The organism is Rhodocaloribacter litoris (assembly GCF_011682235.2).
GTDB classification, from domain to species: Bacteria; Bacteroidota; Rhodothermia; order Rhodothermales; family ISCAR-4553; genus Rhodocaloribacter; species Rhodocaloribacter litoris.
Window position 1 is genome coordinate 1026986 of the sequence record NZ_CP076718.1, and the last position, 26958, is coordinate 1053943.

The window sequence follows — 26958 nt, forward strand, 5'->3', positions numbered from 1 at the left end:
GGTCAGAAACGAAGCAGGTCGCGATCCTCCGGCGCCACGTAACGGTCGAGAAACGGATCGAGCCAGTGGCTCACCAGGTCCCGCAACCGATCGATCTCCGCATGCGACACGAGCGCGTCCGGAAGGCCGATGCCGGTAATCGCACGCACGAGATGCCCTTTCATGCCGGAACGACCCACCTGAGCCCGCAACCGGGCCGGCCAGCCACGTCGTCGCTGCGTATCGCCGGCCCACCACGTCAGGCGGTTGATGCGGCGCATCATCTCGATCTGGAGATCCGGTGGTGAGACGTTCGCCGGCTTGTCCACGAAGTCACGCAACGGCTCGAAATCGGCCCCGATCACCCCGCAGAAGTCGGCCTCCAGCCCCGGATCCACCTTCACCTTGTCGAACAGCCGCAGGTGCACTCGTTCCGGTCCCAGTACGGTGGCCCAGCGATCCACCAGCGCCCCATAGTCCAGCCGACCGGCTTGCTCGCTCACAAAGGTCCCGAAGCTCTTCCGGTATGTGCCCATCTTGATACGCTGCTTGTAGGAAGAGTGCATGTAGCCCAGCGGATTGCGCACATAGATCAGCACATGGAGATCATGAGGTGCGAGACAGGTCTTCACTTGACCGATACGGGCTACATCAAGGCCATCAAAGGCATCCGCCGGACCAGGCTTCCAGTTCGTTTGCAAGCTGGTGCCAGGCTTCGTCTGTTTTTACCCCATGCTTGCCCAATAACGACCAGGCGAGTTCGTGATGGCCGGCCGATACAACTCCTTTCCTATCGGGACGTCCGGAACGCGGATAAAGCACGCCCTGCTCAGCCAATAAGACCTGGGTCTTCGCCAGAAAAACTTGCAGGGAGGTAGATCCTGTTTTGTGCGTACCGGCATGAACAAAAACTTTCTTCACGACCGGGACAACCATTCAATTTGCCTCAAGTACGATTGCCAGCATACGGTATCGTTCGTCCGCGACCCCAGTCGCCCGATCAACCCACCAACATCCCTCGCGGCCTGCAACACGACGTCCGGCGGCTGCGACGAGGGCGTGCGCAACAGTCCCCGGATCAGCCGGTGCGGTACTTCGTGCCCAAAAAAGCGTGCCAGTTCCAGCCAGCGCGGCCGCCGGTCCTCGCGGAGTCGATAGATGAGCCGGTTGCGTAGCAGGAGCCGCATCCGCCGGCGCTCCTTCTCCGGCGTGTCGGTGGTGGAGCCGGAGAAATGCCGCACACGGGCCGACGGCACGAAGGCGATCCGGTAACCGGCCCGCCGGATGCGCCGGCACAGGTCGTAGTCCTCGTAATAGCTGCCGTAGATGGGGTCGAACGGCCCGACCTGGCGCAGGACGGGAGTCCGCACGAGCAACGCCGGGGCCGGCGCCACCTCCACCTCCCAACCGGCCGCGTCCGGCTCCTCGTCCAGCCGGCGGCGTTGCGCTTCGCTCAGGCAGGCCGTGAAGCTCGGGTCCCAGCCGTCGTCATCGTACGTGCGGATCAGCGGCGAGACGGCCCCCAGCGAAGGATCGCCCGCCAGTGCTTCCAGGCAGCGGTCGATCCATCCCGGCGGGCTGATGGTGTCCTGGTTCAGAAACAGCACCACCTCTTCCAGATGCCCGGCCCTGGTGAGGGCGAAGTTGTTGGCCTCGGCGAAGCCCAGCGGTCGCGGCGTGGTCAGGATCTCGGCCTTGAAAGGCGAAAGGTCCTGCTCATACAACACGGTATTGCCGCTGTTATCCACCAGCACCAGGTGCATCCGCCGCGCCGATGCCCCCGCCAGCGACGCCAGGCACGCCGGCAGCCACCGGTCGGCGTGATAGGCGATGAGGATGATGGAGGCGCTCATAATGTCCTTTATGGCGGGTTGCTCGATGTCTAAGATTCCCTGCCGGGGACCGGAGCCGCCACGCCGGAACCTGTACCGGCAGACCCGAGCCACCGCATCGGCATAGTGATGCGACATCCATCGAAGGTATAACCCATATACTCCAGCTCGGCGGCATACAGGTGTTCGATGAGCCGGCGACTGAAGGTGTTATAATACTCCGTGTAGGCCCGCTTTCCGGGCGTAAGATTCTTTCTGGGCAGATGCACCGGCCCGGTAACCCCCTGGTGTTGCAGCACGGCATTCAACCCAACCTCCAGTTGCTCCTGCCGCAACACAACGTTCACCTTTTCCAGCATCGGAAAGAGGTGGTTCAAAAAGCGGGGTCCATCCGAATGGACCGGCTTGCGGTCGCCAAGCCGCCGGCGCAGAACGGCCCACACGACCCACGTGTTGAAGCCGATGCCCCGTATGATACGCACCCGGCGCCGTTTCCGCTTTTCCTCCCGCTCGATCCGCTGCTGTTCTCGTTCGACGTCGGCCTCGCTCAACCCCTCTCGCTGTCTTCGCCGTTCGAGGTCACGACGACGGAACGCAAAGTATTCGTCGATCCATACACCGTTCAAACGCTGGTAGTACGTCACGAGCCGGTCGAAGGGATTGCGCACGTTGGCAACGACCAGCAGCCGCTCCACTTCAGACGAAGACAGCACTCCGCTTGCCAGCAACCGAGGGACGTCATCGTGCTTCCGCCCGACGTCTTCGCCATCGAACTGTTTTTTGAGGATCTGTCCTACGACGCTGCACCCGGTAGCCGGAACCTGCACGTACAGGAGGTTGAGGTTTCTACAGAGAATGGCCATCGGTGTTGCCTCCTGTTTGGGAAACGAGGTCTCCGAGGCGGGTCTGGTATACCCGCTCATGAAACCGCTCGCAGGCATCCCGGCGGGCCGCCTCCACCAGACGCGCGCGCAGATCGGCGTCCCCGAGCAGGCGGTCGAGGGCCGATGCCAGCGCGGTGTGATCGCCGTACGGCACCAGCAGCCCCGTCTCCTCATGACGCACGATCTCCCGGATGCCTCCGACGGCCGTGGCGACGACCGGCGTGCCCACCGCCATCGCCTCGATCACCGTCCGGCCGAACGGCTCGGCCCGCGATGGCACGCAGACGACATCGCAGGCCCGGTAGAAGGCCGGCATGTTGGCGATGCTGCCCAGGAACCGGGTGCGCCCGGCTAGCCCCAGCTCCTGCACCCGGGCCTGCAGGGCTTGCTCGTACGCCTCTGCGCCGTGCCCGGTGATCGCCAGCGTCAGCGACGGATACCGGGCGGCAAGGGACGCGACGGCCTCGAAAAAGAATGTATGCCCCTTCATGGGACGCAGCGTACCCGGTACCCCGAGTATCAGGCCGTTTTCCGGTAACCGAAGCACCCGGCGCGCCTCACCCCTGGTGCGCTCCTCCTCAAAGAACCGCCGCCCCGCGGCATTGGGCACAAGGGTCACCTGCTCCGCCGCCGCGCCCAGCAAGTTCTCTGCGATGGCCCGGGAAGGCGCCACGAGCCGATCCGGCAGACGGGCGATGATCCGCCGGACGAGCGGTTTCAAAAGGACTGGCGCATGCATCTCGCCACCGACATCGGCGAACAACTCGCGCAGGTGCCAGACGACCGGCACCCCGGCCCGCCGCGCTGCCACCACAGCCGCCAGGCTCACGACGCTGTTGACGTAGACGACGTCTGGCCGCACCTGCGCGATGCACCGGTCGAAGGCTCTCGCCCGCCGGTATTCGGTAATCGCGTCTTTCATGAACCTTGCCGGATGCGCCCGGCGTAGCCAGTTCTTGTGCGGCACCACGGACGTTGCGTGTCCGCGCTCGGCATAGACAGCCTCCATCGGACCGGGATGTCCGAAGACCACGTGCACCCACCAGCCGGCGTCCCGCAACCCGTCGGCCAGCAGCAGACCGCTGAAGGTGGAGCCGTCCCGCGACGCGCTGTGCTGCACCAGCAGCACCCGCCCTGCCGGATCAGGTCTCGTCACGGCGCCTCCATCGATCCTGAAAGGCCTCGATCTCTTCGGCATAGAAGTGCCGGGCATAGCGCGTGGCATAGATACGATCCAGCAGCGCCTCCGGCAATTGCAACGTCGCCTTCACTTCTCGAAGCGATGCACCGTAGGCTTTGCCCTCACCCACATTGGCCCGGGCCACGTGGATGCGTTCCTCGGGCAAGTCCAGAAACGCCGCCAGGGCCGGCGCCAGCACCCGGTTCAGGTCCTCCAGCCGCAACACCAGGGCCGAGACACCACCCTGCTCCAGGATCTGGTATCCCCGTTCGTGATCGAACGGCCGTGCAAACACGTCGATGCCCAGCATCTCGTGCAGTTCGCTATCGAACCAGCGGGTCGGATCTGCAATACCGTTCTCTCCTTCCAGCAGTTCGAGCACCTTGTGCCGGACCCGGCCGGCGTCTACCGATCCGTCGCCCTGTACCGCCTCGGGGACTTTCTTCCAGCGATCCTCGAACACGAACGAAATCGCTCGTGCGACGGGGTCACGCACCAGCGTGATCACCCGGCACGGAAACGGCAGCCGCGGGATGAGCCGTTCCGAGACCAGCAAATGCGTGTGGAGCCGAGGCCGCACCGACGCACGCTGTCGTTCGACGGCCCGGCGCAGGGTCTCCGGGTTGAGCGTGTGCAGATGCAACACCGGCTCGGACAGGCCCAGCGACGCCAGGGTTCGCGTCACCGTGCTCGATCCGACCTTGCCCATCTGGTAGACCAGGATCGGGTTCCGGTGCTCCACATCACGCAGGGCATACCGGAGGCAGAGCCGCTCCGTGCCTTCCCGGATGCGATCACGCAGGCTCCGTGTCATACCCCCTCCTCCGTAGCCAGCAACACCTTCAGGTCTTCCTCCGGCACATAGCGGCGCATCACGTCCAGGTCCCATGCCTGCACCACCTCCCGGCCGTACCGGCGAAGCGGTTCGTCATCGATCGGAGGCAGAAAGTCGAAGCGCCACCCCGAACGACGAACAGCCCGGCGTACCCTCCAGGACAGAAAGGCCGGCAGCAACCGGTTGGCCCAGAGCATGACCTGATGCGCCCCGTCCGACGGGGTCACGTTGACCACGCGGCGCCGCACGTCGATCCGATCGAGCGGGGCACCGATGGCCTGCATGAAGTCGGCTTCGATAGCGCCACGCACCGCCTCGTAGGCCCGCACGCGGAGCGAAAAATGCCGCCCCCACCGCTCCAGCAAGCGCGGATAGTTCATGCGGTCTTCTTTCCGAACGCCGGCCAGGTACGTCTCGACCGATCGTGTCCGTCCCTTTTGCTTGATACCCTGGCGATAGGACGAGGACAAATAGCTTCCAGGGTGACGGAGATAGAGCACAACCTGTACTTTCCGTTCGCCCATTGTCTCCGCCAGGCAGGCAACTTCGTCATCGCCCAGAAGCCAGAACCCTTCACAACTTATCACGACCGTTTCAACGCGTTCCGCCTCTACCAGCGCCCTTTGCAGGTGATCCGTTGCGCGACGACGCCGCAGGTCCTCGTTGATCTTGAAGTGCGCGTTTCCACGCCTGCCGCTAAGCGGATAGATGATTCCACACGTACGCAAAACGGCATCGTTATCCACCAGTGCCTGCTGAATGGCCGACGAGCCGGCCTTCGACATACCGATGTGTAAAAACACCATCCCGCTCAGATCAGGCCTCAGAAGTAATATCCCCTCGAGCTACGGTCAGATTCACTGTAGTCGCTTCAGATACGCCACGAGCGCATCCAGCATAGCCTCGTCCACCAGAACGGGATCCGGCATGGTAGTACCCGGTGCAAAACCCTGCGGATCGGACAGAAAAGCTTTCAATGCACCTTCATCCCACTTTCCCCTGACGCGACGAAGTGCATTAGAATAGTTCGAAAACTCGGACCCGGCGATATCCCGGCCCCATACCCCCCAGAGCGACGGAGCACTAGTTCCCCCTGCTGCTCTGCTGAAGCTATGACAGGTGGAACAGTAATTTATCACCTCATCCAGCCCCAGTTCTCGCTCCTGTTCGGTAAACTGCAAGGTAACATCTTCGTCCTCCTGGCCAGCAGGCTTTAACTCAATAAACCTGGCATTATCGGCAAAAAGAAGAATCGCACCATCATCCAGCATCAGCAGGTCACGTATCCGCTCGCCAATACGAATGGGTTCAGCAAGCACTACGCGTCCCTCCCGGATATGTAGCCTGTACAGGCTCAAACCAGCGAGCGATGACACCAAGAGATCTCCATCCCAGGGATGCGCGGCGTTATCAACCTGTGTTAGATTAGAAATGCCTATTGAAGGTACCCAGGCATATACGGGCCGCACATATTCATCATGATGTCCCTGCCGCTTATTGTGTGGCCACACAAACGCGTTTTCCTCGGTTCCATAGGTGACGAGGGGCCATCCGTAATTATTTCCCTCGCGGATCAGATTCAACTCATCTCCTCCCCGAGGACCATGCTCGGTCTCCCAGAGATTCCCATCTCGATCTAGCAACATACCCTGAGGATTACGCACCCCTTTGGCATAGACGCCGGTCTGTCCTGTCTCAAGGTCGATTCGAATCAACTTGCCATAGCTGCTTGTGTCGTCCTGGGCGGCAATCTGTGGATACGATATTCCGTCGAACCGGTGCTCGCCCACCCCAACGATCAGATTCCCCTGTCGATCCAAGGCCATTCGGCCACCGGTATGATTGGTTATGATCGCTTTGTGTGGTGGATCTCCAAACGGAATGGGCGGATAGCTTTCATAAAGCACTTCCCATGCCTCGGCCCCGACACGTTGCCCTTCGAGCAAAGCCTTCAGGTCATTCACCAGCAGGCGAGAAACACGCATCCGCTTACCCTGTGCCTCGTCATCCCAGTAATGATGAGAAACCACCAACTCCACCCCTCTTTCGGTTTCCCTTGCTACCAGATCCAGCACCCTGAAATACCGATCCGCGTTCCGCCTCGTCCCCTCCCTTTCTATATGCTCCTGCATATAACCCAGGAAAGAGTTTTTATTCATATCAACATGAATATTTATTTTGATAACAACCCCTCCTGGTTCATAGAAAAAGAAGGTTCCCTCCCTATCAACACCTAGCACTACATCACCCACCTGTTCCAGAGCCCCGCCGTCGCCCATCAAACCATGTTCTCCCATGATATTATACTTATGAGCCTCCAGCACCATAAGATTGGTTTCAATCATTGATTTCTCCTGCCCACTGACCGTACCCTCCAATGCGGGCGCTACCACCTTCTTCACACCCGATGCTGAAGACCAGACATTTTTCAAGCTATCGTAGGGAAATATCTTAAATCTTCCAACAAGAATGCCATACGAAAAGCTGATCACAAGAGTACTCACAAAAAACAAAACCAACAGATACTTGCTTTTCAGAAAACCGAGTTTCATATCAAGCTCCGGTTTAAGGGTGGTATCAAGCGGGTCATAGCCATTGAAGGCGTCGGTGTGCAGCGCGATGTAGCCGCACCCTTCACGGGTGCGCCCCATGGCCCACAGGAGAGCCCGGGCCAACGGGACGTGCAACGCGTCCAGATCCGCGGCTACACGTGGGCCGTTCGCGAAGGGCAACCATGCCCTCAATAAAAATGACCTCCGCTATACTATCTTCTCATAGGCGAGGCTTCCGAGAAAAGGTCTTTCTGACGGCTGTCCGTTGTCACCTTCATCCCAGCCCCAGCACCTGCTCCACCTCCTGCCACATGTCCCGCGTCTGCGCCATGAACGCCCCGGCGCGGGCCTGTAGCGTCTCGACCAGGCCCTCCCGCCCGGGGCCGAGCGTGCGCGTCATGGCAGCGTGGACCTGCTCCGCATCGGTCGGGACGGGCAGCACCAGATCCGGGCAGCCGTAGTCGGCGAAGAGCATCTCGTACTTGTGGCTCCAGCTCGTAGCGATGGCAGGTACGCCCTGTGTCAGCGCGCTCACCAGCGCGTGGAAGCGCGAAGCCACCACCAGCCGGCTCCGGCCCAGTTCGGCCTTGATCCGGACCGGGTCGCGCTCCTCGATCACGGGCAGCGAACGGCCCAGGTGCTGCTGCACGGCCTCCACCAGCGGGACGTCGTGCGCACCGTGGATCAGCAACACCGGCTCCACCCCGTGCGCCTCCACGGCCCGGACGACCGTCCCGAGCAGCGGCACGTAAGCCTCGGCCTCTTCCCGGCTCGTGGCCTTTTCGACCATCCGCTGGTTCGGCACGATGCAGGCCCGGTTCAGCGAACCGATCTCCGCCGGCTCCAGCGGCTTGACGAGGTTGGTAAAGTCGGGCGCCAGGCGCAGGTTCTGCGCATCGGGGACCACCGATCGGGCATGCTCCAGCGAGATCGGATCCCGCGCGTAGACCCGCGTCGCCGCCCGCAGCACCCGGGCGAAGGCCTCCCGCATGGCCGGCTGCTCGAACGGCCCCAGCGCCTGGGGCAGCAGCACGACCGGCTTGGCCTGCCGCCGCCACCGCTCCACGTCCTCGGCAAAGCGCACCGTACGCTGGAGCGGGTGCTGATCCCCGAAGGCAAACCCGGAAGCATCCAGGATGGCATCCACCTCCTCCTCGACGACGACGCCAAACGACCGGCGAAGCGGGACCGGCAGGAACTGCAGGGCGAGCCAGGCACGCCCTTTACGCAACGGCGGCAGCAGGTAGCGCAGACCGTACTGCGCCCGCTCCTCGTACGTGCCGAAATCGCCCGGCACCGCCAGCACCACCCCGGGATCCCGGCGATGCAGGTGCTCCTGGATGGCGACCTGCATCAGCTCGGCTCCCTTGTTCCAGGCATTGGTTCCAACGATGCCGACGGTCATTCGAAGTTGTACCGGCAGATCTGCGAATTGGGCTTTTTCTGAGAGTAGGCCACCATCCCCTCCGGATCCGGAAAACCCACGGCGATGAACATGATGGGACGCTGATCCGGCGCCAGTTGCAACATCTCCTCCGCCCGCTTTTCATCCTCCTCGATATCCGGCCAGTTGATACAGCATGTTCCGAGCCCCAGCGTCTCACAGGCAAAGACGAAGCTCATGGCTGCCAGAGAAGCATCGATGTAAATCAGGTGCCGATCCCGCTCGCCGTAATAATTCCTGAGTTCGCCAACCAGCACAACAATGACCGGGAACTGATGGTAGAACCCGGCGGTGCCCCCGGGCAACGACGCCACCTTCGGCACGAGGTCCGGATCGTCGAATACCCGGAACTGAAAGGGTTGACGATTACATGCACTGGGAGACAGCTTCGCCACGTCAATGGCCTTCTCGATGAGTTCCCGCGGAACCGGATCGGGAAGAAACCAGCGGACGGAGCGCCGGCGCCAGGCCAACGCCAGCAGGTCCTCGTACTCGACGGTAGGCGGTACCGAAAGATCGCGTTTGTATGGCCTCCAGGGACGATCCTCTTGCGATGGCCGGGAAGGCTGGGGAAGCCGAAAGAAACGCTCCCGCAAACCGTCCAGCCTGGGATGGGCATCCGTCACGGTGAAGTATTCCCGCAGCACGTCATGCGCCCAGTGCAGCTCCTCCACCGTCAACGGCAGGTGCTCCCCCTGCTTCAACACCGCAGCTTCGTAAAAAAGAAACGTCTCTTCGATGTAGTCCAGTGCAAAGAGGCGCCGTCGCGGCCGCATGAGCAGGCCCTTCTCCAGCCTGTGTACATTGCGCCGCAACAGGCTTGACGTCGCCCCTTCCGCCGTTCGACTGCGCTCCCAGGCCAGCCGTCCCACCAGCACGGCCCGGTGTTCCCGGTCGAAACTGCGGTCAAAGAGGGCATAATACCAGGAACTGAGACGACCCGACCTTGCGGCAAGACGCATCAGTGCCGGTTCCAGCCGTTGCCAGATTCGCCGCATCCGGCGCCCCACAGCCGCCCACAACCGATGGGCAAAGGTCCTTGGGGCAGACGAGATCTGCCGTTCCCCCGCGTCCGGGAATGATACGACGCGTGAGGACTCCTTCTGAACAACTTGTGTGCTTTCCATGTTGCTCAAGTTGTGGATTGATCGCCCGCAAACGTCGGCCAGTATGCCGCCAGGTCAATCTCCAGCAGGTCGGGGAGCCCCGCGTTGCGCCTTCGCAGGAAGCCCGACAACCATCTACGCGTGGCCGGATCCATGGCAGGAGGACGCCGGGCCGTCATCGGGTTAATCCATCGAAACACTTTTTCCATAACCCGATGCGACAACGCGGGCGACTCAGACGCCTGCAACCGGGGAACCTGCATCCGGTAAGAGGATCCGAATTTCCGACGCAGACAATAATTTTCCAGGCATTTCAGTCGAGGAAAACGGGGATAACGCCCCGGGTTGGCATGCTGACCCACCTTGATGTCCGCAATGAAAGGCACCCCGATGAATTCGAGAACCTCTCTCAGAACGGCAAGCTGATTCCTTATAAAATGCTCGAAAATCAAAATCTTGACCTGTTTTCGGGAAAACCGCTCCAGGCAGTACCGAAGGTGTTCCTCGTAATAACTTCTCTGCAACAGGTTACCGTGCCCATAACGTATCGAATCCTCGAAGGAAGCAATGGCCCGTCCAGTACGGACCCAGTGCCAGTAATGGGAATACGTTCGGGCAACCGGGTCTCTGAGAAGTACGATGAGTTTGGCCTCAGATGCATATCTGGCAATACGGTCTATAGCCAGCCTGGAAGACAGATACGTAGCTGAATCCTCACCCTTTATCTGATCCGGTTTAGAGAGAGCAAAATGCCTCGCGTACCATGCTGCATAGACATCAAAAAATGATTCAAAATCCTGTTCCACCCAGCAACCATCCCACTGGGCCTGTGGAAAAGCATCAAGATCATCTATTGCAAAGAAATGCAATTCCCCCCGGGGTATGTAGACGTCCGGATGCTGCTCGAGCAGATGGTGCAGCGTTGTGGTGCCGCTTTTCATGGCCCCGATGATGAGAAAATCGGGGACGACCGGAAGCGCACGTGAGGCGCTTTCATCCGGCTTTCCCCGCCACAACGAGGCGGTGGCGTCCATCTTCATCCGTCCCAGTCAAAATGCTTTCCGATCAACCTGAAGAGCGCTTCATTGGGCTCGCGAAAGCGCTCATACAGCATCTCATGTTCCCTGGTACGTTTTCGCTCGTAATTGCCCCGATTTCGAACACGGACGTCGGCAATGGGGCGAGGTTCGAGATCCAGAAACCGAGACACTTCATCCACGACCTGTTGCGGATTCGAGAGCATTACTTCACTCTGCACAACGTATACCTGTCCTCGATCGAACAGTTCGAAATACCGCTCTAACTGCCTGGCATAAAGACCACGTGCCACATAGGAATAAGCATAGAATGCATGACTATGATATTCAGGATCTTCCAGCATTCGTTCCTCTTCCCCGGCCGTGCGTTCGGCCTCTTCCGCCAGGGCTTCGGCAAACGAAAGTTCTTCGAATCCTTTTCGCTTCGTATGTTGATAGTGTGAGTAGGCACGATCTACAGGATTACGAAGCACCGCAATAAGTTTTACATCCGGCAGGTTCTCATGAATCCGCTTTGCAACGACTGGATGGAACAAATACGAAGGACTCGCCTCCCCCGTCACACGGGACCCATGCACATACTTCAGAGGAAAGAAGGTTCGATACCAGAGTAGCCCTTTCTTGTAATGCCGGTCGAAGAAATGCACCTCTTTCCGCAAAGCCGGTAAGATATAGCGCTACGCAGTAACATGGTCCGCAACAATTGTGGTTGCTTCAAGTTATTAGTAGCTCGTCTCCGCTCCGCTTGCTCCAGTGCTCATGAAAGCCCTCTCCCCTGATCTCAGAGAACGTATCGTGAAGGCCTACCTCAACGGGGAAGGCTCACAAAAACACATCGCCCAGCGCTTTTCCGTCTCTCAACGCACCGTCAGACGTCTGGTCAAACTCTACCGAAGCACCGGTTCGCTCTTACCCCGTACGCGCTTCAATGGCCGTAGCCCCATCCTCGGCCCACAAGACCGACAATGGCTGCTGCAACTGTTCAAGGAAAACCCGGATCTGACGCAGGAGCAACTGGCCCATCGCCTCACCGAAGCCGGACGTCCGGTCAGCCAACAGACCGTCAGCCGGGCCCTTAAGCGCCTGGGGATCACACGAAAAAAAAGACCTTGAGACCTTCCCAACAAGATCGTCCAGCGGTTCAAGCCGAGCGCATGGCTTTCAGGCAGCGTCTGTCCGAGATCGCCCCTGAGCGGATCAAGGTGGTCGATGAGAGCCGGGTGGAGGTGGGCATGCGGCTCCCCTACGGCTACAGTGTTCGCGGTGCGCGCTGCCATGAGCGCGCGCCGCTGCGCAGTCCGATTCGGCGTAGCTTGATCGGCTGGATGGGATTCGATGGGTCGGGGGTCGTGGCCACGCACGCAGGCACGGTGCGTGGGTGGACCTTTCGCGGGTTTGTGCGCCGGCACCTGGTCCCGTATCTGAGGCAGGGAGACGTCGTCATCTGGGACAATGCCACGATTCATGGTGTCGAGGGGATCAAGGACCTGATCGAGGCGGCCGGGGCGGAGGTATTGCCGCTGCCGCGTTATAGTCCGGATCTGAGCCCGATCGAGTTGGCCTGGAACAAAATCAAGCATGTGGTCAAACGCGCGCGTGCAGAGACGGCGCAGGCGTTGGAGGCGTCCGTGGAGCAGGGGGTGGCCGCGGTTAGGCCCTCCGATGCCGTGGGGTGGTTCAAACACTGTGGTTATTTGGGTCAAAGTCCCTGAGTAGCGCTATATCCGGATGCTGGATCAGGTAATTGTACAACGCCGTCGAACCGCATTTCATCCCGCCCAGAATGATGAAATGCGGCAACATGCGTAGTGCACTCGTGCCCCTACGCACCGTCCACCTGATCCGATCCATTCGCACTTCCGAGAGATGCCTCGACGGGTGGCCTGCCGGGCGAAAAGACCAGTCCTGCGGCAAGCCCACCGACGTTCAACGCACGAGCACGACGGGTACCGTGCGAAGGAACTGCTCGCCCCGGACACGGACAAAATACATCCCGGCCGGAAGATTTTCTGCTTCAATCACTATATCGTGTTCCGTGTTCGGCTCGACGGTGCGCTCGAGGATCGTGCGGACGTGGCGTCCTGTAGCGTCGTAGAGCATCACCTGTACGCCCTGCGGGCGTGCCACGGCCAGGCGCAGGGTTGCCCGCCCCTGAAAGGGATTCGGGAACGGCGGTTCCAACTCCAGGCTGCCGGTCACGGCATGGGCCAGCGTTACCTCGGGCGAATAGGCGAACGATCCGTCGAAGTCGACCTGCCTGAGGCGGAACGTGTAGGTACCCGGCGGCAGGTCGGACAGGCGCAGTTCGTAGGTCTGGGGCTCCGAGGTCGTGCCCTGCCCGTCCACGAAGCGGACCGTCCGGAACGCCGTGTCCCCGGTCGAACGCTGCTGTACCTCGAAGCCGGCGTTGTCGGTCTCCGAAGCCGTGGCCCAGGCCAGCAGCACGTCCCGGCCGTCCGAGACGGCTTCGAAGCGGGTCAGCTCGACGGGAAGCTGGCTGCAGTCCGACGCACGTGAAGCCTTGGAGGAAGACGTGCCCCCGCCGAAGGTTCCGACTGCAACCGCCCAGTCCGAAACGTAGGGCAGCTCCCACACGTTGAGGCCGGCGGTCGCCTCACATCCATCCACCTCCACATAGGGGGCCTTCGTGTCGACAAAGACCACGTCGAGTTGCCCCAGCACCCCGGTCAGATCGCCCTGTATCTGATCGGTTTCCTCCTTATAAAACACAAAGGACGCCCGGGCCGGGTCGCCCAGACAATAGCCGTCCGACAGTTCGCTGCAGGGCTCCATGTCGTTGAGGAAACGGTTTTCCCAGAAAACAAAGTGCGTCTTAAACCAGTGAGGGTTAGAATAAGGATCTCGCTTATAACTACCGTCCCATCCCCATATGGCACTGACGCCCCCGGCCATGACCAAGGTCCACAACTGCCGGCGCTGGCTTTCTTCGTCCATGCGGGATGCATACCATCGTTCATCAAAAGAATGAGGAACGGTTGGGTCAGATTCAATAACCGCTACTGTTGCATTGTAATCGACGCCATTGAACCAATTACCCCGCGAGTACCAATCGGCACCAGGCCAAAACGTGTAATTTATATTTTCTCCCTGGTCACGAGCTCCGAGGGGGTGCTGCCAACCCATATGCTCACGCAGATAAGTCCCCCAGCCATTCAACTCGGTAACATCCGCAAACTCATGCAAGTCATACCCATAACCCATGATCCAGCCTGGTAACGGCCCCAATCGGGCGGCAATGTAACGCAAGAGCCGCTGCTCGCCTATCGTTGAGGCTCCAGCTTCCCCGAAACCAGCTTCAACACATTGAGACCGCTTGCAATCGCCATTGTACCAGATATGAACGACCCCGCCCCGGGCATAAACCTTGGTTATGATTTCCTCCAACACACGGAAAGAATCCATATCGGGGTCGTTGTTTGTAAAATCTGCTCCGGTAGCATTGATATCCACCCAGTAGCCAGCCATGAACACGAAAACACCATTAAAGCCCTCCGAAGTCATCCATTGATCCAGGTATCCATCAATCTCTGCCGACGACCAGTTGAAACTGTTCTTTTTTTCAAAACCCATACGAAACTGTGGAACGAAGGCCTCGATCTCCCCGTCGTTCCCCTTCTGCCGCGCCCACTTCGTATGCGTGGCCGACTCGTACTCCGTCACGAACCCGTACGCCTCCGTATCCGGGTTCGGATTGATCGTCACCGTGCCCGAAAGCCCGTCCAGCTCCGCATCCGCACTCGCACTCTCGAACGTCCACGTGCCGACCTCCGTCCCCGTGAAACGCCACTTCCACGTGTCGCCCCCGTCGTAGAACATCTCCGTCGTGTGCGTGGCCCCGCTGGCGCTGTGCGTGAAGGTGACCGTGGCGACCAGGTCGAACGGGTTGCCGCTGTAGCTCGGGTTCTCCACCTCCCACTCCAGGTACGGCGCCCACAGCGTGCCCGTACGGTCGAGGGAGTTTGTGTTCGTTTGTTGTACCCGGGTTTCACCGGCAGCACCCGGAAGGATCATATGGGCCAGAATGAAGAGGAAGAGAAAGATCCGAATCCTGTCGTGCATGTGGCTGGTCGTAGCTTACAGGTGGTGGGAAGGAAGGATACCGGCAAGACAAGCGAGCGGTCGATTATCTTCAATTTTTCCACGTCATTCCACGTAGAAGTATCCTTCTTTTGCTACGATATCGTCACGGGCGCCGCGGGGATAAGCGGCGACGTGTCATTTCCCCATGAAGCGCTCACAGAGCGGGTCATCCTGCCCGGAATGCTCCAGTGCCACGGCCCAGTCGGAAACGTGGGGAAAGGAAACCCCGGCCACACGCCCCGTCACCATCCTGCAAAATCCCTGTTCTTCATAAGGTTGCCGCGTATCGACGTATACCACCCGAAAGGCGGTGGTGTCCGGCATGGCATGGAGACCTAGAACCACCTCTCCTGCCTCTTCTACATAGACCACGTACATGCCTTCTCTGGGATCTCCCAGACAATACTCAGCGAGTTCGGGACAGGGCTCCATATCCGGCAGGAAACGCTCTTTCCAGAACGTCGCATACGTCCTGATCCAGTCCGGACGTGGATACGGGCGCGAGCCGGTACGACGCCCGAAGAGACGACGCACCCGGTACCAGAGGCCCTGGTCCGGGATACCGGCCAGGTTGCCCCAGATGTTGGCGACCCCGCCGGCCAGGGTGGAATGCCAGAGGCCGCGCCGTGTATCCTCCATCGAATAATCCTTCTCGCGGAAAGGTGCCCCGTCGCGTATGCGAAAGCGATCCTCTGAGAAGGCCGGCTTATCGGGGCGTGCCCGGATCGTCTCCAGATAAAGCGGATAATCCGGCCGGTGCTGTTCGTAGGAGGCATAGTCGAGCTTTTCGCTCAGCTGGGTGAGCCTGTTCTTGTGCGACCTTGCCCCCAGCAGGTGCGGCCATCCGAAATGGGCATGGAGGTAGTCGTGCCAGGCATCTAGGGTCGCGCCGTCGACCCACTCCCAGAGATCGAAGCCATAGCCCATGGTCCACCCGGGCAGCGGCCCCAGCCGCGCCGCAATGTAGCGCTGCAGGCGACGGTCCGCCTGGCCGTTGAGGCCCCAGCGTGCCGGCGTCTGGGTTCGGGATTCATCGCCCCACATCCAGAGATGCACGACCCCGCCGGCCGCGTGGGTCTTCGTGATCAGCAACTCCAGCGCCTCGAACGTGCGCGGGTCCGGATCCGGGTCTTCTGCATCAATCGAACGGCAGCGCTCGGTCCCCAGCTCAAACCAGTGACATAAGACGGGAACGTGAAAGCCCGTGAACCCGTGCTCCTGAAGAAATACGCGGATGTCTTCGTCGATGGCCTCCCGATGCCGGTAGATATAATCCGGCGCCTCGTACATGACGAACTGTGGAACGAAGGTCTCGATCTCCCCGTCGTTCCCCTTCTGCCGCGCCCACTTCGTATGCGTGGCCGACTCGTACTCCGTCACGAACCCGTACGCCTCCGTATCCGGGTTCGGATTGATCGTCACCGTGCCCGAAAGCCCGTCCAGCTCCGCATCCGCACTCGCACTCTCGAACGTCCACGTGCCGATCTCCGTCCCCGTGAAACGCCACTTCCACGTGTCGCCCCCGTCGTAGAACATCTCCGTCGTGTGCGTGGCCCCGCTGGCGCTGTGCGTGAAGGTGACCGTGGCGACCAGGTCGAACGGGTTGCCGCTGTAGCTCGGGTTCTCCACCTCCCACTCCAGGTACGGCGCCCACAGTGTGCCCGTACGGTCGAAGCCGGATACGACACCAGACCCCGGATTCGGCGTACCACAACCCCACACCATGCACAAGGGTATTCCAACAAACATAAAGCATATATAATTCATTTTATTTAAACTGTTATTTAAAACCATATCAATCAATCACATCCAAATCCAAAGTCCATTTCCCGCCAAGCATAAACAACACATTACTCATTAAAATACAATGATTCACAATATCCTACAGAGCAAACGATATTTAAGTTTACGCAATCTATACTGAAGATCCCAAGCAATCACATATGGGTGAAACAGCTTGCGTACGCGGCGAACGGTTCTGTCCAAAATCCATGCCACACACCGTTCAACAAAAGAGGGGCTTTTAGGATTTATATACTCACGTACATAGCCAAAATTTTCCAACGCATTTCCTGCCTCATACTCAATGAGCTCAATTTCTCTAGGTGTAAATCGCTTCTTGTATATCTGTATCTTATCTGCTCGAATTCCGGTAGTGAGCGACGAATGCCAGGGTTGTTTCGTGTATGTCTGGCTAAGTGCAGAAGCCTGATAACGATTTGTGGTATCAATGTATGATTCGCCAAGAAAATCAAAAATACACTCCAAAACATTCTGTGTATCTACAACAAGATCTTCGTAACGAATTTGCAAGATTCTACTTGAATCAATACAATCTTTTGCCGTCTTCCATGCCAGCACTTCATCCCGCCACATTCTACCTAGACCAATAGCGGAAACCGGCCCATAGACCATACGCCTCATTGCTTCTGCAACATCACGTCCGTCGCGCACGAGATGAATAAATAGAGCATTAGGAAAATCAGTATTTATAAGAGATAGATAGCGAACATGTTCAGGGGTTTTATCACCCCATCGTGACGCCCCTCTACTTCGCGCATAATATTGAAACAGAACCGAAACTATTTCTGCACGAGAATAGACCTTCAACTCAGATTCCACCTGATCTACGGTCAGAGACAATCCCCACATTCGAATCTGTGCATCTGCAAGCAGATCCCGTATAAAGCGACGCCTTTTCGCAGGTATGCGTAAATCCCCGTAACAATGAAAAATATCAGCAAATCTAAGATATAACTGACTTTCCGGAGGAATAGTAATGCGCGGATGCGCATCAATCAGTGCCTGCAGCAAAGTTGATCCAGATCGGCTACAGCCAACGATAAAAAACGGCGCCTCTGAAACATCGCCTGACACAGCGCGAGAAGATGTATGTAAATGCGGCTGATTCATATATACATCAAGCGGAAACAGACTGTGAATCATCCTCCACCTGCGCGGGTGTTGCTTTTACACTCCAAACAACTCCTGGCAAAAGAGAAAACAGGAAAAAAACAAACATCATCGTGCTGACGACCAGGACATCCGCATAGGATATTCCGAGCAAACCAAACAAAAATACCAGTGCCCCCTCTCGAATACCGATGCCGGCATAGCCAATGGGAAGCCGCTGCAGCAACATACCAAGAGGAAGTACCGCCAAGCACATTATGAAGGGAACAGGCACATGAAACATTCGAAAGCCCAGATAGAACGACAGTACGGGAAAAAGTTGTTCTGCAGCTGACAGGCCATAGTTGATCAAAATAATGCGCTGCTGAACCTGGTACTGCTTCAATGTATCGATGAAGCTTTGGAACCGGCTGAATTGTCTGAACGGACGACCATGTTTCAGGCAACCGTATAACCACCGCTGCAAGGGTTTACAGAATAACAGGGCTCCCAGTACAAAGGCAAATAATGTCCCTCCCCATACGATTCCGCTCTCCACTGGAACGAGAGAAACGTCAAGTTGCAACAGAAGTAGCCCTATGGAAACCGCTGTGACGGTCAGGGTAGCCAGTAGTCCGACCAGACGTTCCAGAACAATAGAAGCCGCTACGGCCTGTGGTGAAGCTCCCGAGAAACGCAGGTGGACATATCGGACCAGATCGGGGCCAAGACCACCCAAAGGCAGCAACAACCCTTGAAAACTACTCATGTAATAGACCCTTACCGCATCGTACAACCCCGGTGCCGGAGCAATGGCTCGTAGCAGCATCCGCCACTTCCACGCCATCCAGACTCGACTGGCCATCATGATCAGGATCAGAACAGGCAAGTAGACGAGTTCGGCTCGCCCAAGCATGTCCCAGACCTGCGCCCAGTCGAGTCGACTGTACAGAAATACCAGCAACCCGAGGCTGACCGCGAAACGAACCAGCAGTTTAGCAGCCGGCCTCACAGCAACTCTGCATGATGGCACAAGAAAAGCACCCGCATTGCCCCTGTCAATAGACCCGTCCCCCCTCCAATCGTCGCCTGAGCTTTCCTCGATAAACCTGTGTCAAGGACCGACGTCCTACTCCGGGAAGACGCCAGATAAAGTCCGCCTTGAGGCGGCATATCCGCAGCGGATCTATGCCGGGTGCATTATAGACCTGTCCGGGGATGATCCCCCACACACAACTGGGAACTTCCAGACGACGCAGCACCCGCGTGCTGAGGGCACTGCCCAGCGTATAAGGCAAACAAAAATGACGACCGGCACGCTGATCCACCCGACTCTGAAGCAGTTCGCGTGCTCTGATGACATCTCGTTCGATACAACGCTCCGTCGCGGTCAGGTCCTGGTAGCGCATAATGGCACGCAGATCATCACCCGGATGAACCGGGGACCGCGCTGCCAGACGTTCAATGTCCAGCTTCCAGAATGAGGTTCCGCGAAACAGGGACGTCGTCCGGAAAAGTGGCAACCCGTAGTAACGGGACGGTTGAATACCCCGCCCGACATCGTCCAACCCGAGATAGGCCGTCACCGAGGTTTGATAAGGCACGTAACTGCTTTCCGGTCCCAGAATCCCCATGACGCGGGTATCACAAAACACTTCCCGATGAAACAGCGAATGCGATTCGATCTCCACCCATCCGGAGCGGTACATTTCCCGGAGTTCGGGCCAGGTACACAGGGTCGTGTCCTCCGCATCCAGGCGTTCGATATCCGACAGGGTGGCGCGCCCTTCCCACACGTCCCGCAAATTACTTCGAACATCCGGTGCATCCAGCGTCAGACCCGCAATCACGAACAGCACGCCCTTCATCTGATAACGCTGCAGTAACGGGAAGCCGTAACGCCAAAAACTGGACCGCGCGTCATCGAACGTCAGCACGACATGCTTGTCCGGCAGTACCTGCCGCCCCTCCAGAAAAGCAACCAGCTCCTCCATTCCCACCGTACTGTAACCATTCTCGCCGAGAAACTGCAGATCGGCTTCGAAGGCATGGGGATCCACCGTGTGATAGACAAACACCGGGACGTATCCCCGCAGAGGCTCCGGTTTTCGCGCGTATACGAAATCAGGATACCCGCGTAACAGGGAATCCAGTTCATGCCGAAACTGATCAACGAACGTGAAATCCATACTGAATGACTATGCCGCTCACCCTAGGTGGGTACATGGATCTTCACCGTCCTTTTCGCCAGCAGAGGACGCACCAGACGCCAGTAATACGATAAAAGCCGGCTTACTATGCGGACACCGAAAGCAACCAGCCGTCCTAAGCCCCCCCCGGCCGGCCGCACATACAGAGGCCCCCCACTCAGTACGTCTCGATCGGCCACTTCCCGTAGGGCCTGGATCTCCCGGCGTCGCCGTACAAACTGCGGGAGGTGCCGGAGAGCCTTCCAGGTACCCTTGAGATACAGATGCGGTATGCCACGCATCAAGAAAAAGCCACATTGCACTACCTCGAACAACACAAGGGCCGGGGCGATCACCAGCAGGGTACGCACGGCGTAGTGCGTGGTGATGAACCGCCACCGATTGTAGACCTGCCCGCTGGCCCGATAATGACGTGCCCGGCCGAAGGGCTTGTACTCATGATAACCCACCGCCGCAGGCACCACCATACTCAGATAACCTGCGAGTAAAAAGCGCTGGTGCAATTCACCGTCATCCCCCCAGGCCAGTTCATAACCCTCATCGAACCCCCCGACTTCCCACAGCTTCTTCCTGTCTATCAGTGCAATTCCCCCCCCGATGGCTACCCTCGGTCTGTTCTCGAGTTGCCCGGCGATCCGGTCGCGTCCCATGGCTTCCGTAGCGCCACAATAATGGACCCGCGTGCCGGCCTGATATACACGGGCTGGCTCCTCAAGATACATCAGACGGGGAATGCATATCGCCACACGGTCGTCAACTTCCATCACCTCCAGCAGACGCAGCAAGGCATCCGGCTCGAACACAACGTCATTGTCCGTCAAGAAAACACGGTCGGTATGAGCCAGGTTGAGCCCCAGGTTACGCAGCCGGTTCACCTGACGGGTGTTCCTTGGCTCCCGGTGGATCCGAACCTCGGGAAATGCCGCCCGCACCATCTCCACACTTCCGTCGGAAGACCCATCATCCACCACCACGATGTGCGGCCGGACTCCCTCTTGCCCCTGAAGTGAACGAATCGTCTCCAGCAGGGTCGACCGGCCATTGTAGTTGACGATGACAACGGACAGCTCCCGCATTGCCTCCCTAAGCTTTCGAATCTTCCCGGTCAGCGATGCTTCGTTGACGGCATCATTCCGTCTTTTCCACTCCGCCTGCTTTCCTCGACCGAATGACGCGGCACGGTACCCCTGCGGCCAGGCTGCGGGGTGGAATGGCCGAGCGAACCACAGCCCCGGCCCCGATCACCGCACCCTCCCCGATGGTAACCCCGTCCATCACCTTCACGCCGGCCCCCAGCCAGCAATGCGCCCCGATGTCAATACCGCGGCTCTCCAGTCCTTCCTGATCGGCAAACGCCGGAGCACCTGCAGCGATATCGTAGTTTCCTCCGCCGACCAGGTAACAGTAGGCCGCCAGCAGGGTCCCCTCCCCGACCGTCACACGGCTGGAGGAAAAAATCTCACAGTTGAACCCGATGTTGACGCGATCTTCCAGACGGATGTCGCCATCCTTGCAACTGAGGATGGTGTTGCGCCCCACGAACACACCGTTTCCGATGGAAATGCCCTGGTTGGTGGCGCCTTTGGCATCCAGCAGACAGTTATCGTCGATGACCACGTTATCCCCGATCACGATTTTATGCGGGTGACGCAGCACCACCCCGGTGCCAAACACCACCCCCTTCCCCACATGGCCCAGTACCAGCGGGTAGAGCCTGCTTCGCAGGAAGAGCCCCAGCACGCCGGGCACCCAGCTACTGAGGAGCATGACGAGTTCATACTTGATCAGCGCTCCCCAGCCGGGTTGACCCACGACCAGCATCCTGTACCGGTCCGCACGGGAACGCCCGGTCTCGTCCAGCAGCTTGCGAACCTTGGTGTCGCGCCGAACGATTCCCCTTTTGCGAACCGGCCGTCCTTCCCCGTTCCGAAGGCCCCTGTTAGACCGGCGCTTACGGAAAGGAAGCAACTTCAGCATGGCCATCTCATCAGTACGTCATCACGCCCGGGCGGCGTGCGCACTTTCTCGCGGTCTACCTCCCCCGGACGGCGCACGGGGCCTCAAGGCGCTTCACCTCCGGCCAGCATCAGATGTGATCCCAGCACCAGCGCATCCAGTTTGCTTTGCATGAAGGCCTGGATGGCTTCCTCCGGCGTACACACGATGGGTTCCTCGTGCATGTTGAAGCTGGTATTGATCAGGCTGGGTATGCCGGTGAGGGCCTTGTATTCCTTCAAAATGGCATAATAGGAAGGATTGTCTTCTTCCCGTATCAGCTGTGGCCGGGCGGTGCCGTCGACATGGACGACCGCCGGAGAGCAGCGCTTCATGGCTTCCGTGCAATCGAACGTGATGGTCATGAAGCGCGCCGTCTCCTCCGCTCCCTCCAGGTCTTCATAACATAAGGCCCGGTCTTCCCATAGCGTCACGGGCGCAAAGGGCATGAACTCGGTGCGTGATAACCGCTTGTTGAGCCAGTCATTGACGGTCGGATCGGTGGTCTGGTACATGATGGTGCGGTTGCCGAGAGCACGGGGCCCGTATTCCATACGCCCGTCGAACCGGGCCACCACCTTCCCCCCGGCCAGCAACCGGGCCACCGTACGCTCCAGCGTATCTTGCAAGGGGATCGGGCGCACGCCGGCCGAACGCATAGCGCGTCCCACGTCCTTCTCTGTGAAGTCAGGACCGAGGTAAACGTCCCGTAGAACCGGTTCCGGCCGGTAGCCCTGCACGCGGCTGTGCTGGTACAGCGCAGCCCCCACCGCGAGCCCGTCGTCCCCCATGCCGGGATGGACGAACACCTTCTCGACCGACGGCAGTTCGTGAACACGCTGGTTCAACTTGACGTTCGCGAAAACACCACCGGCCAGCGCCACCTGCTTCACCCCGGACTGGCGGACCCAGTAGTCACAATAACGGGTTACGGCCTCCTCCAGCAGCACCTGCACGCTGGCACTCAGGTTCTCATGCGAGAAACCGCGAGGTAAGGCACGCTCCAGCTTCCTGATGGCGGAGTGATCGAAGCACTTTCCGGTGTTGCGAATCGCCTCGCCGTCCCAGGCGACGAAACGACGAAGCAGGTCCAGGTATTCCGGTTCCCCGTAGGCGGCCAGCCCCGTGATCTTCCCCTCATGCCGGTGTGCCTTGAATCCACACAGGTGGGTGACATAGGCGTAGTAGTTCCCCACCGAATCGTAGCTGTCCAGATCCTTCAGGTGCTCGAAGGTGCCCCGCCGTACCCGGTAGACCCGGGAGCACTTGCCATCCCCCGCGCCATCCTGCGTGATGACCGTCGCCTCTTCGAAACCACTCGTAAAATAGGCCGAGGCAGCGTGGCAGAGGTGGTGATCGTGAAACGTGACCGGCGCCTCGATCCCGAACGTATCACGAAGCACGTCGCGCATCTTGCGCTGGCGGGAACGGGTAAGGCGTCGCTTGGCCTCGTAATAGGCCTGTCGTGCCAGCCTGAAGTTACCTGCTACCGTTGAAAAGGCGCCACCCAGCGACAGGAACATCTCGCGCGCCGTGCCCTTGGGTTCGCGGAAGTAATCCTTGATGGGGATGCAGTCGGGTTGCCAGAAAAGATGCTCTGTGGCCACCGCCACCTGGTCGATATCCCCGGCTTCCACACCGGCAATACGCATGACTTCGGCGATGCTGCGTCGCGGAAACCCCATACACATCTTGCAGCGATTCAACCGTTCCTCATTCACTGCTGCCACGACGCGTCCATCGATTACGACGGCAGCTCCGCTGGTAATGCTGTCGGCGATACCCAGAATAATCATTTGTTTTATGAGCTAAATGATAGAAAATGCAGAAAGGCTAGGGGACTTTCCGAGCATACCGAATGCTCTTTACATAACGCACTGGAGGAAGGCAACTTTGCCCAATGTCTCTCACAACCAACCAGCCTTCAGATATCCCTGCACCGTATCGGCAATACCCGTTTCATTCGTAAAACGCGGAGAAAAACCCAGGTGCTCGCGAACTTTCCTCGTATCGAAGGCACGGTCCTTCGTGAAGAAGGCTAGCCGACGCCGATACAGGATAGGTTCGATACCCAGACGCTTGGAGATCCACTCCACGCCGTCGGCCAGAAGGAACAGCGGTGCCGACGGCAATGAAACAAAACGTACTCGCCTGCCCAGCAAAGTACCGATCTGTGTGAGCATGGACACAACGTCGGTCGGCTCAGTATTTCCGCAGATGTAAACTTCACCCCGGGCGGCCGGATGACGAGCACAAAGCAGGATGCACGAAACCAGATCCTTTACATGAATCAGGTGGTAGCGGGTATTGTGCCCATCGAGCAGGGGAAAGACCCCACGTCGGGCAAACTTAAAGAGTTTGAGCAACCGACGATCCCCCGGTCCGAGAATAGCAGCAGGACGCACAACGGTCAGGGGCAATTCGGTCTGAGCTGCCCAACTCCGAACCCATTGTTCACCGGCTAACTTTGTCTCTTGATAGATGTCGCCCGGCTGAAAAGGTGCTGTCTCGTCGGCCAGTCCGGTAGCGACGTGCCCGTGCACACCGACCGTAGAAACATGAACAAAGCGACGAAAATCGGGTTGCTGCCGAGCAGCTTCGGCCAGCAATCGAGTACTGACAACATGTACTTTCTCGTATTCGTCATCGGCGGCGCCAGCGTTCCGGTAGCAGGCAGCCAGGTGAAACACGTAGCGAATACCCGGCATTGAGGCCCTCACAACCTCGGGATCGTACACATTGCCCTGGTACACCTCCACCGCGTCCCGGAGTCCATCCGGCAGGCGAGCCGGAGAACGCACAATTGCCCGCACCCTGGCACCGGTCGTCAAAAGCCGGTGTACCAGAACTCGCCCTGTAAATCCGGTTGCCCCGGTTACCAGTACACGTTCCCCTGCAAAACCGGTAACCTCAGGATGCATGGCGCAATGCGTCTAGTTCGGCATACAGCGTCAGTAGCCGCTGCTTGAAGGTAGCATAGCTGTGTTCCCGCTCGATGAGATCCACAGCCCGGCCGGCACGTTGCCGGGCATGCTCCCGGTCCCGCAACACTTCCAGCAGGGTGTTCGCCATGGCCTCCGGCGTCGGATCACACAAAAAGGCAACAGCGTCGGTCAATACCTGGGTATGCGTCGGCAGGTTGGTAGCCACAACAGGAATGCCGGTATGCAGGTAGGAATATATCTTCATCGGTGTGTTCGTCCCTTCGAGACGGGGTGAAACCAGCACATCAGCCTGTTGAAGATAGGCCTGCAAATGAGCAACCGGTCGCGGTCCGGTAAAATGAACCCGGCGGGTAAGTCCCTGCGCTGTACACCAGGAGCGATACCGCTCCACATCAGCCGCTTTGCCACCGATGACCACAAGATGAGCAGAATCCTGATCGGCCAATAACTTGAATGCCTCCAGCAAAAGATCTATCCCCTGGTACCGTTCAAGATTGCCTACGTAGAGAAGAAGCGCACCGCTAATCTCGTAGGTCTTCCTCAAATCCTCTACAACCCCGCAAGATGATTTTCCTTCCAGCAAGGATATATCTTTAAGAACAGTAATATGCCGGGCCCCCTGTTCCGCAGCATAAGTTGCCAGTGCATCGCATACGGGAACCACCGCTGCGGCCTGTCGAATGGGTGCCCGCTCCAGTCGTTGCATCAGCCCGCGCAGTCGCGTCCCCACCTGGAAAGCTGCCGCCAGTTGCTCAGACAGCACCGAATCCATGTCGTAAACAAACGGAAGACCATACCAGCGGGCCAGGGGACGTACCCAGAAGACAGCTTCTTCGACGGCATGAACACAATCGTAGCATTCTCGGCGCAGTTGCCGGAGTGTAGTACCGATCAGAAGTCCGTCATAGAGTATCTTGGCCAGACTGAAGCCGGGCGATACGGTTGCCAGTCCGGGAAGGCGCCAGGTCCGGATGATACGCAGTCCCCGGTAGGCTCGCGACTGCCCCATGGGATACGTCACAAGATCCACCTCATGCCCCCCCTCCGTCAGAGCACGCACGAGATGATCTACCGCGATGGGGGTTCCCCGCTCCTCGTAGAATGGCTGAGGTGCGACAACCAGAATCTTCATACGGCACCTTGCCTCTCATACCGGGCAATGACCGGAGAACCGATGTGATGATGCAGCCTGAGCCACGCGGCTCCTCGCTCCAGCATGCGCGAAACCGATACTCGCTGCAAGGCACGATGCATCGCCATGGGCCACACGAACTGCCCGATGCGTCCATCGCATCGGAAGCCTTCCCGCGCAAATGCTGCGTCCACATCTCTGCTTGCAAGCACCCGATAGGGACGTGTGTCATGCTCAATCCGCTTCTTGGCAGCGAAGAACCAACCCGCCACGGCATTGACACTTTGCTTCGACGGGTAATCAACCAAAACCATCTTGCGTGCTACCCGGCATAGTTCTGCCACGAAGGCCGGCCAGTCTTCAACATGCGCCAGCAACCTGTATGCGATAACTACATCGAACTCCTGCGACGCAAAAGGCAGAGAGGTCAGCGGGCCCACGACGAAACGCACCGCCCCCTGTTCCGTCCAGGGCCTGATGTGCATTTCACAGGCAGGACTGCTCCCATGCACCACCACCGTATCGAAGCGCTCGGTAAGAACCGGAAGATTCTGCCCATGCCCGCCGCCAACGTCCAGTACCGAACCATCCTGGTCGCCCAGCAATCGACGCGTCACCTGCGCCTGGACATCCAGCAGCCAGGTTCCCACGGAACCGGCAAACCGCATGGCATATGCGGCTGTCGCCGTTTCAACGTCCGGTGCCGTCTCTTCGTCCTTGATCTCTGGAAACGTCATTTTCCTAATCTCCAGGCTCAGCCCGGCACAGGCCACGCACGCGATCACCCGCTTTCCGATGTCGACTCTGCTTTCCTCTGTGCCCGGCAAATCGAAA

General features: G+C 58.9%; 26 protein-coding genes. 3 read left to right on the forward strand and 23 right to left on the reverse strand.

The features are described 5' to 3' along the window. Positions 1–2: 2 nt before the first annotated feature. Genes GQ464_RS04305 through GQ464_RS04335 form a run of 7 tightly spaced genes read right to left on the reverse strand, consistent with a single transcriptional unit; the run spans position 3 to position 5090 of the window. On the reverse strand, positions 3–680 hold the full coding sequence (locus GQ464_RS04305; protein ID WP_166979262.1) for a hypothetical protein: 678 nt from the start codon (positions 678–680) through the stop codon (positions 3–5). Beyond that, complete coding sequence (locus tag GQ464_RS04310; protein WP_166979259.1) at positions 640–900, reverse strand: hypothetical protein; 261 nt, start codon at positions 898–900, stop codon at positions 640–642. The genes GQ464_RS04305 and GQ464_RS04310 overlap by 41 nt, the downstream gene beginning before the upstream one ends. Further along, positions 897–1832: a glycosyltransferase family 2 protein gene (locus tag GQ464_RS04315; RefSeq protein ID WP_166979256.1), complete on the reverse strand. Its 936-nt coding sequence runs from the start codon at positions 1830–1832 to the stop codon at positions 897–899. Before GQ464_RS04315 ends, GQ464_RS04310 begins: the two co-directional genes overlap by 4 nt. A 29-nt stretch (positions 1833–1861) precedes the next feature. After that, on the reverse strand, positions 1862–2674 hold the full coding sequence (locus tag GQ464_RS04320) for a sulfotransferase family 2 domain-containing protein (protein ID WP_166979253.1): 813 nt from the start codon (positions 2672–2674) through the stop codon (positions 1862–1864). Beyond that, entirely contained in the window at positions 2658–3851 is a 1194-nt protein-coding gene (locus GQ464_RS04325; RefSeq protein ID WP_166979250.1) for a glycosyltransferase family 4 protein, read from the reverse strand. Before GQ464_RS04325 ends, GQ464_RS04320 begins: the two co-directional genes overlap by 17 nt. Further along, positions 3838–4689 (reverse strand): putative capsular polysaccharide synthesis family protein, encoded by an 852-nt coding sequence (locus GQ464_RS04330; RefSeq protein ID WP_166979247.1) that lies wholly within the window; start codon positions 4687–4689, stop codon positions 3838–3840. The genes GQ464_RS04325 and GQ464_RS04330 overlap by 14 nt, the downstream gene beginning before the upstream one ends. Continuing rightward, the gene (locus GQ464_RS04335) at positions 4686–5090 is read right to left on the reverse strand and encodes a hypothetical protein (protein WP_166979244.1); all 405 of its coding nucleotides are present in this window, start codon (positions 5088–5090) and stop codon (positions 4686–4688) included. The genes GQ464_RS04330 and GQ464_RS04335 overlap by 4 nt, the downstream gene beginning before the upstream one ends. A 102-nt stretch (positions 5091–5192) precedes the next feature. Here GQ464_RS04335 and GQ464_RS04340 point away from each other — a divergent pair, with 102 nt between their 5' ends. After that, on the forward strand, positions 5193–5507 hold the full coding sequence (locus GQ464_RS04340) for a hypothetical protein (RefSeq protein ID WP_166979241.1): 315 nt from the start codon (positions 5193–5195) through the stop codon (positions 5505–5507). 60 nt (positions 5508–5567) lie between these two features. Here GQ464_RS04340 and GQ464_RS04345 read toward each other — a convergent pair whose 3' ends face one another. From GQ464_RS04345 to GQ464_RS04365, 5 genes are all read right to left on the reverse strand, one after another. Beyond that, positions 5568–7361, reverse strand: coding sequence for a PQQ-dependent sugar dehydrogenase (locus GQ464_RS04345; protein WP_166979238.1), 1794 nt, complete (start codon positions 7359–7361; stop codon positions 5568–5570). A gap of 175 nt (positions 7362–7536) precedes the next feature. After that, complete coding sequence (locus tag GQ464_RS04350) at positions 7537–8667, reverse strand: polysaccharide pyruvyl transferase family protein (protein ID WP_166979235.1); 1131 nt, start codon at positions 8665–8667, stop codon at positions 7537–7539. Further along, positions 8664–9833, reverse strand: a complete 1170-nt coding sequence (locus GQ464_RS04355) for a nitroreductase family protein (RefSeq protein ID WP_228350588.1) — start codon at positions 9831–9833, stop codon at positions 8664–8666. Before GQ464_RS04355 ends, GQ464_RS04350 begins: the two co-directional genes overlap by 4 nt. Before the next feature lie 5 nt (positions 9834–9838). Next, positions 9839–10852 carry a sulfotransferase family protein gene (locus tag GQ464_RS04360; RefSeq protein ID WP_166979232.1) on the reverse strand — a complete coding sequence of 338 codons (1014 nt, stop codon included), beginning with the start codon at positions 10850–10852 and terminating at the stop codon, positions 9839–9841. Then, a complete protein-coding gene (locus tag GQ464_RS04365) occupies positions 10849–11496 on the reverse strand; it encodes a sulfotransferase domain-containing protein (protein WP_166979228.1) in 648 nt (215 codons plus the stop codon). Before GQ464_RS04365 ends, GQ464_RS04360 begins: the two co-directional genes overlap by 4 nt. 112 nt (positions 11497–11608) lie before the next feature. Between GQ464_RS04365 and GQ464_RS04370 the strand changes: the two genes are divergently transcribed. Both GQ464_RS04370 and GQ464_RS04375 read left to right on the forward strand, forming a co-directional pair. Beyond that, positions 11609–11962, forward strand: coding sequence for a helix-turn-helix domain-containing protein (locus GQ464_RS04370; RefSeq protein WP_166982032.1), 354 nt, complete (start codon positions 11609–11611; stop codon positions 11960–11962). 41 nt (positions 11963–12003) lie between these two features. Next, on the forward strand, positions 12004–12561 hold the full coding sequence (locus GQ464_RS04375) for a transposase (protein ID WP_166982035.1): 558 nt from the start codon (positions 12004–12006) through the stop codon (positions 12559–12561). A 214-nt stretch (positions 12562–12775) separates the two neighbouring features. Here the strand turns inward: GQ464_RS04375 and GQ464_RS04380 are convergent, their stop codons facing one another. The 11 genes from GQ464_RS04380 to GQ464_RS04430 all read right to left on the reverse strand — a co-directional run bounded on the left by GQ464_RS04380 (position 12776) and on the right by GQ464_RS04430 (position 26861). Further along, positions 12776–14929: a DUF5060 domain-containing protein gene (locus GQ464_RS04380; protein WP_228350589.1), complete on the reverse strand. Its 2154-nt coding sequence runs from the start codon at positions 14927–14929 to the stop codon at positions 12776–12778. 156 nt (positions 14930–15085) lie between these two features. After that, positions 15086–16675, reverse strand: coding sequence for a DUF5060 domain-containing protein (locus GQ464_RS04385; RefSeq protein ID WP_166975737.1), 1590 nt, complete (start codon positions 16673–16675; stop codon positions 15086–15088). A gap of 147 nt (positions 16676–16822) precedes the next feature. Further along, positions 16823–17896 carry a sulfotransferase family protein gene (locus tag GQ464_RS04390; RefSeq protein ID WP_166975740.1) on the reverse strand — a complete coding sequence of 358 codons (1074 nt, stop codon included), beginning with the start codon at positions 17894–17896 and terminating at the stop codon, positions 16823–16825. Beyond that, positions 17871–18854: a lysylphosphatidylglycerol synthase transmembrane domain-containing protein gene (locus GQ464_RS04395; RefSeq protein WP_166975743.1), complete on the reverse strand. Its 984-nt coding sequence runs from the start codon at positions 18852–18854 to the stop codon at positions 17871–17873. Before GQ464_RS04395 ends, GQ464_RS04390 begins: the two co-directional genes overlap by 26 nt. A 46-nt stretch (positions 18855–18900) precedes the next feature. Further along, entirely contained in the window at positions 18901–20031 is a 1131-nt protein-coding gene (locus GQ464_RS04400) for a polysaccharide deacetylase family protein (RefSeq protein ID WP_166975746.1), read from the reverse strand. Between the two features lie 23 nt (positions 20032–20054). After that, positions 20055–21128 carry a glycosyltransferase gene (locus tag GQ464_RS04405; protein WP_166975749.1) on the reverse strand — a complete coding sequence of 358 codons (1074 nt, stop codon included), beginning with the start codon at positions 21126–21128 and terminating at the stop codon, positions 20055–20057. 52 nt (positions 21129–21180) lie between these two features. After that, on the reverse strand, positions 21181–22035 hold the full coding sequence (locus tag GQ464_RS04410; RefSeq protein ID WP_166975752.1) for a DapH/DapD/GlmU-related protein: 855 nt from the start codon (positions 22033–22035) through the stop codon (positions 21181–21183). 77 nt (positions 22036–22112) lie between these two features. Beyond that, a complete protein-coding gene (locus GQ464_RS04415) occupies positions 22113–23843 on the reverse strand; it encodes a carbamoyltransferase family protein (protein ID WP_166975755.1) in 1731 nt (576 codons plus the stop codon). Between the two features lie 111 nt (positions 23844–23954). Then, positions 23955–24968, reverse strand: coding sequence for an NAD-dependent epimerase/dehydratase family protein (locus GQ464_RS04420; RefSeq protein WP_166975758.1), 1014 nt, complete (start codon positions 24966–24968; stop codon positions 23955–23957). Continuing rightward, positions 24958–26124 carry a glycosyltransferase family 4 protein gene (locus GQ464_RS04425; protein ID WP_166975761.1) on the reverse strand — a complete coding sequence of 389 codons (1167 nt, stop codon included), beginning with the start codon at positions 26122–26124 and terminating at the stop codon, positions 24958–24960. Before GQ464_RS04425 ends, GQ464_RS04420 begins: the two co-directional genes overlap by 11 nt. Further along, complete coding sequence (locus GQ464_RS04430) at positions 26121–26861, reverse strand: class I SAM-dependent methyltransferase (protein ID WP_166975764.1); 741 nt, start codon at positions 26859–26861, stop codon at positions 26121–26123. Before GQ464_RS04430 ends, GQ464_RS04425 begins: the two co-directional genes overlap by 4 nt. Positions 26862–26958 lie beyond the last annotated feature (97 nt).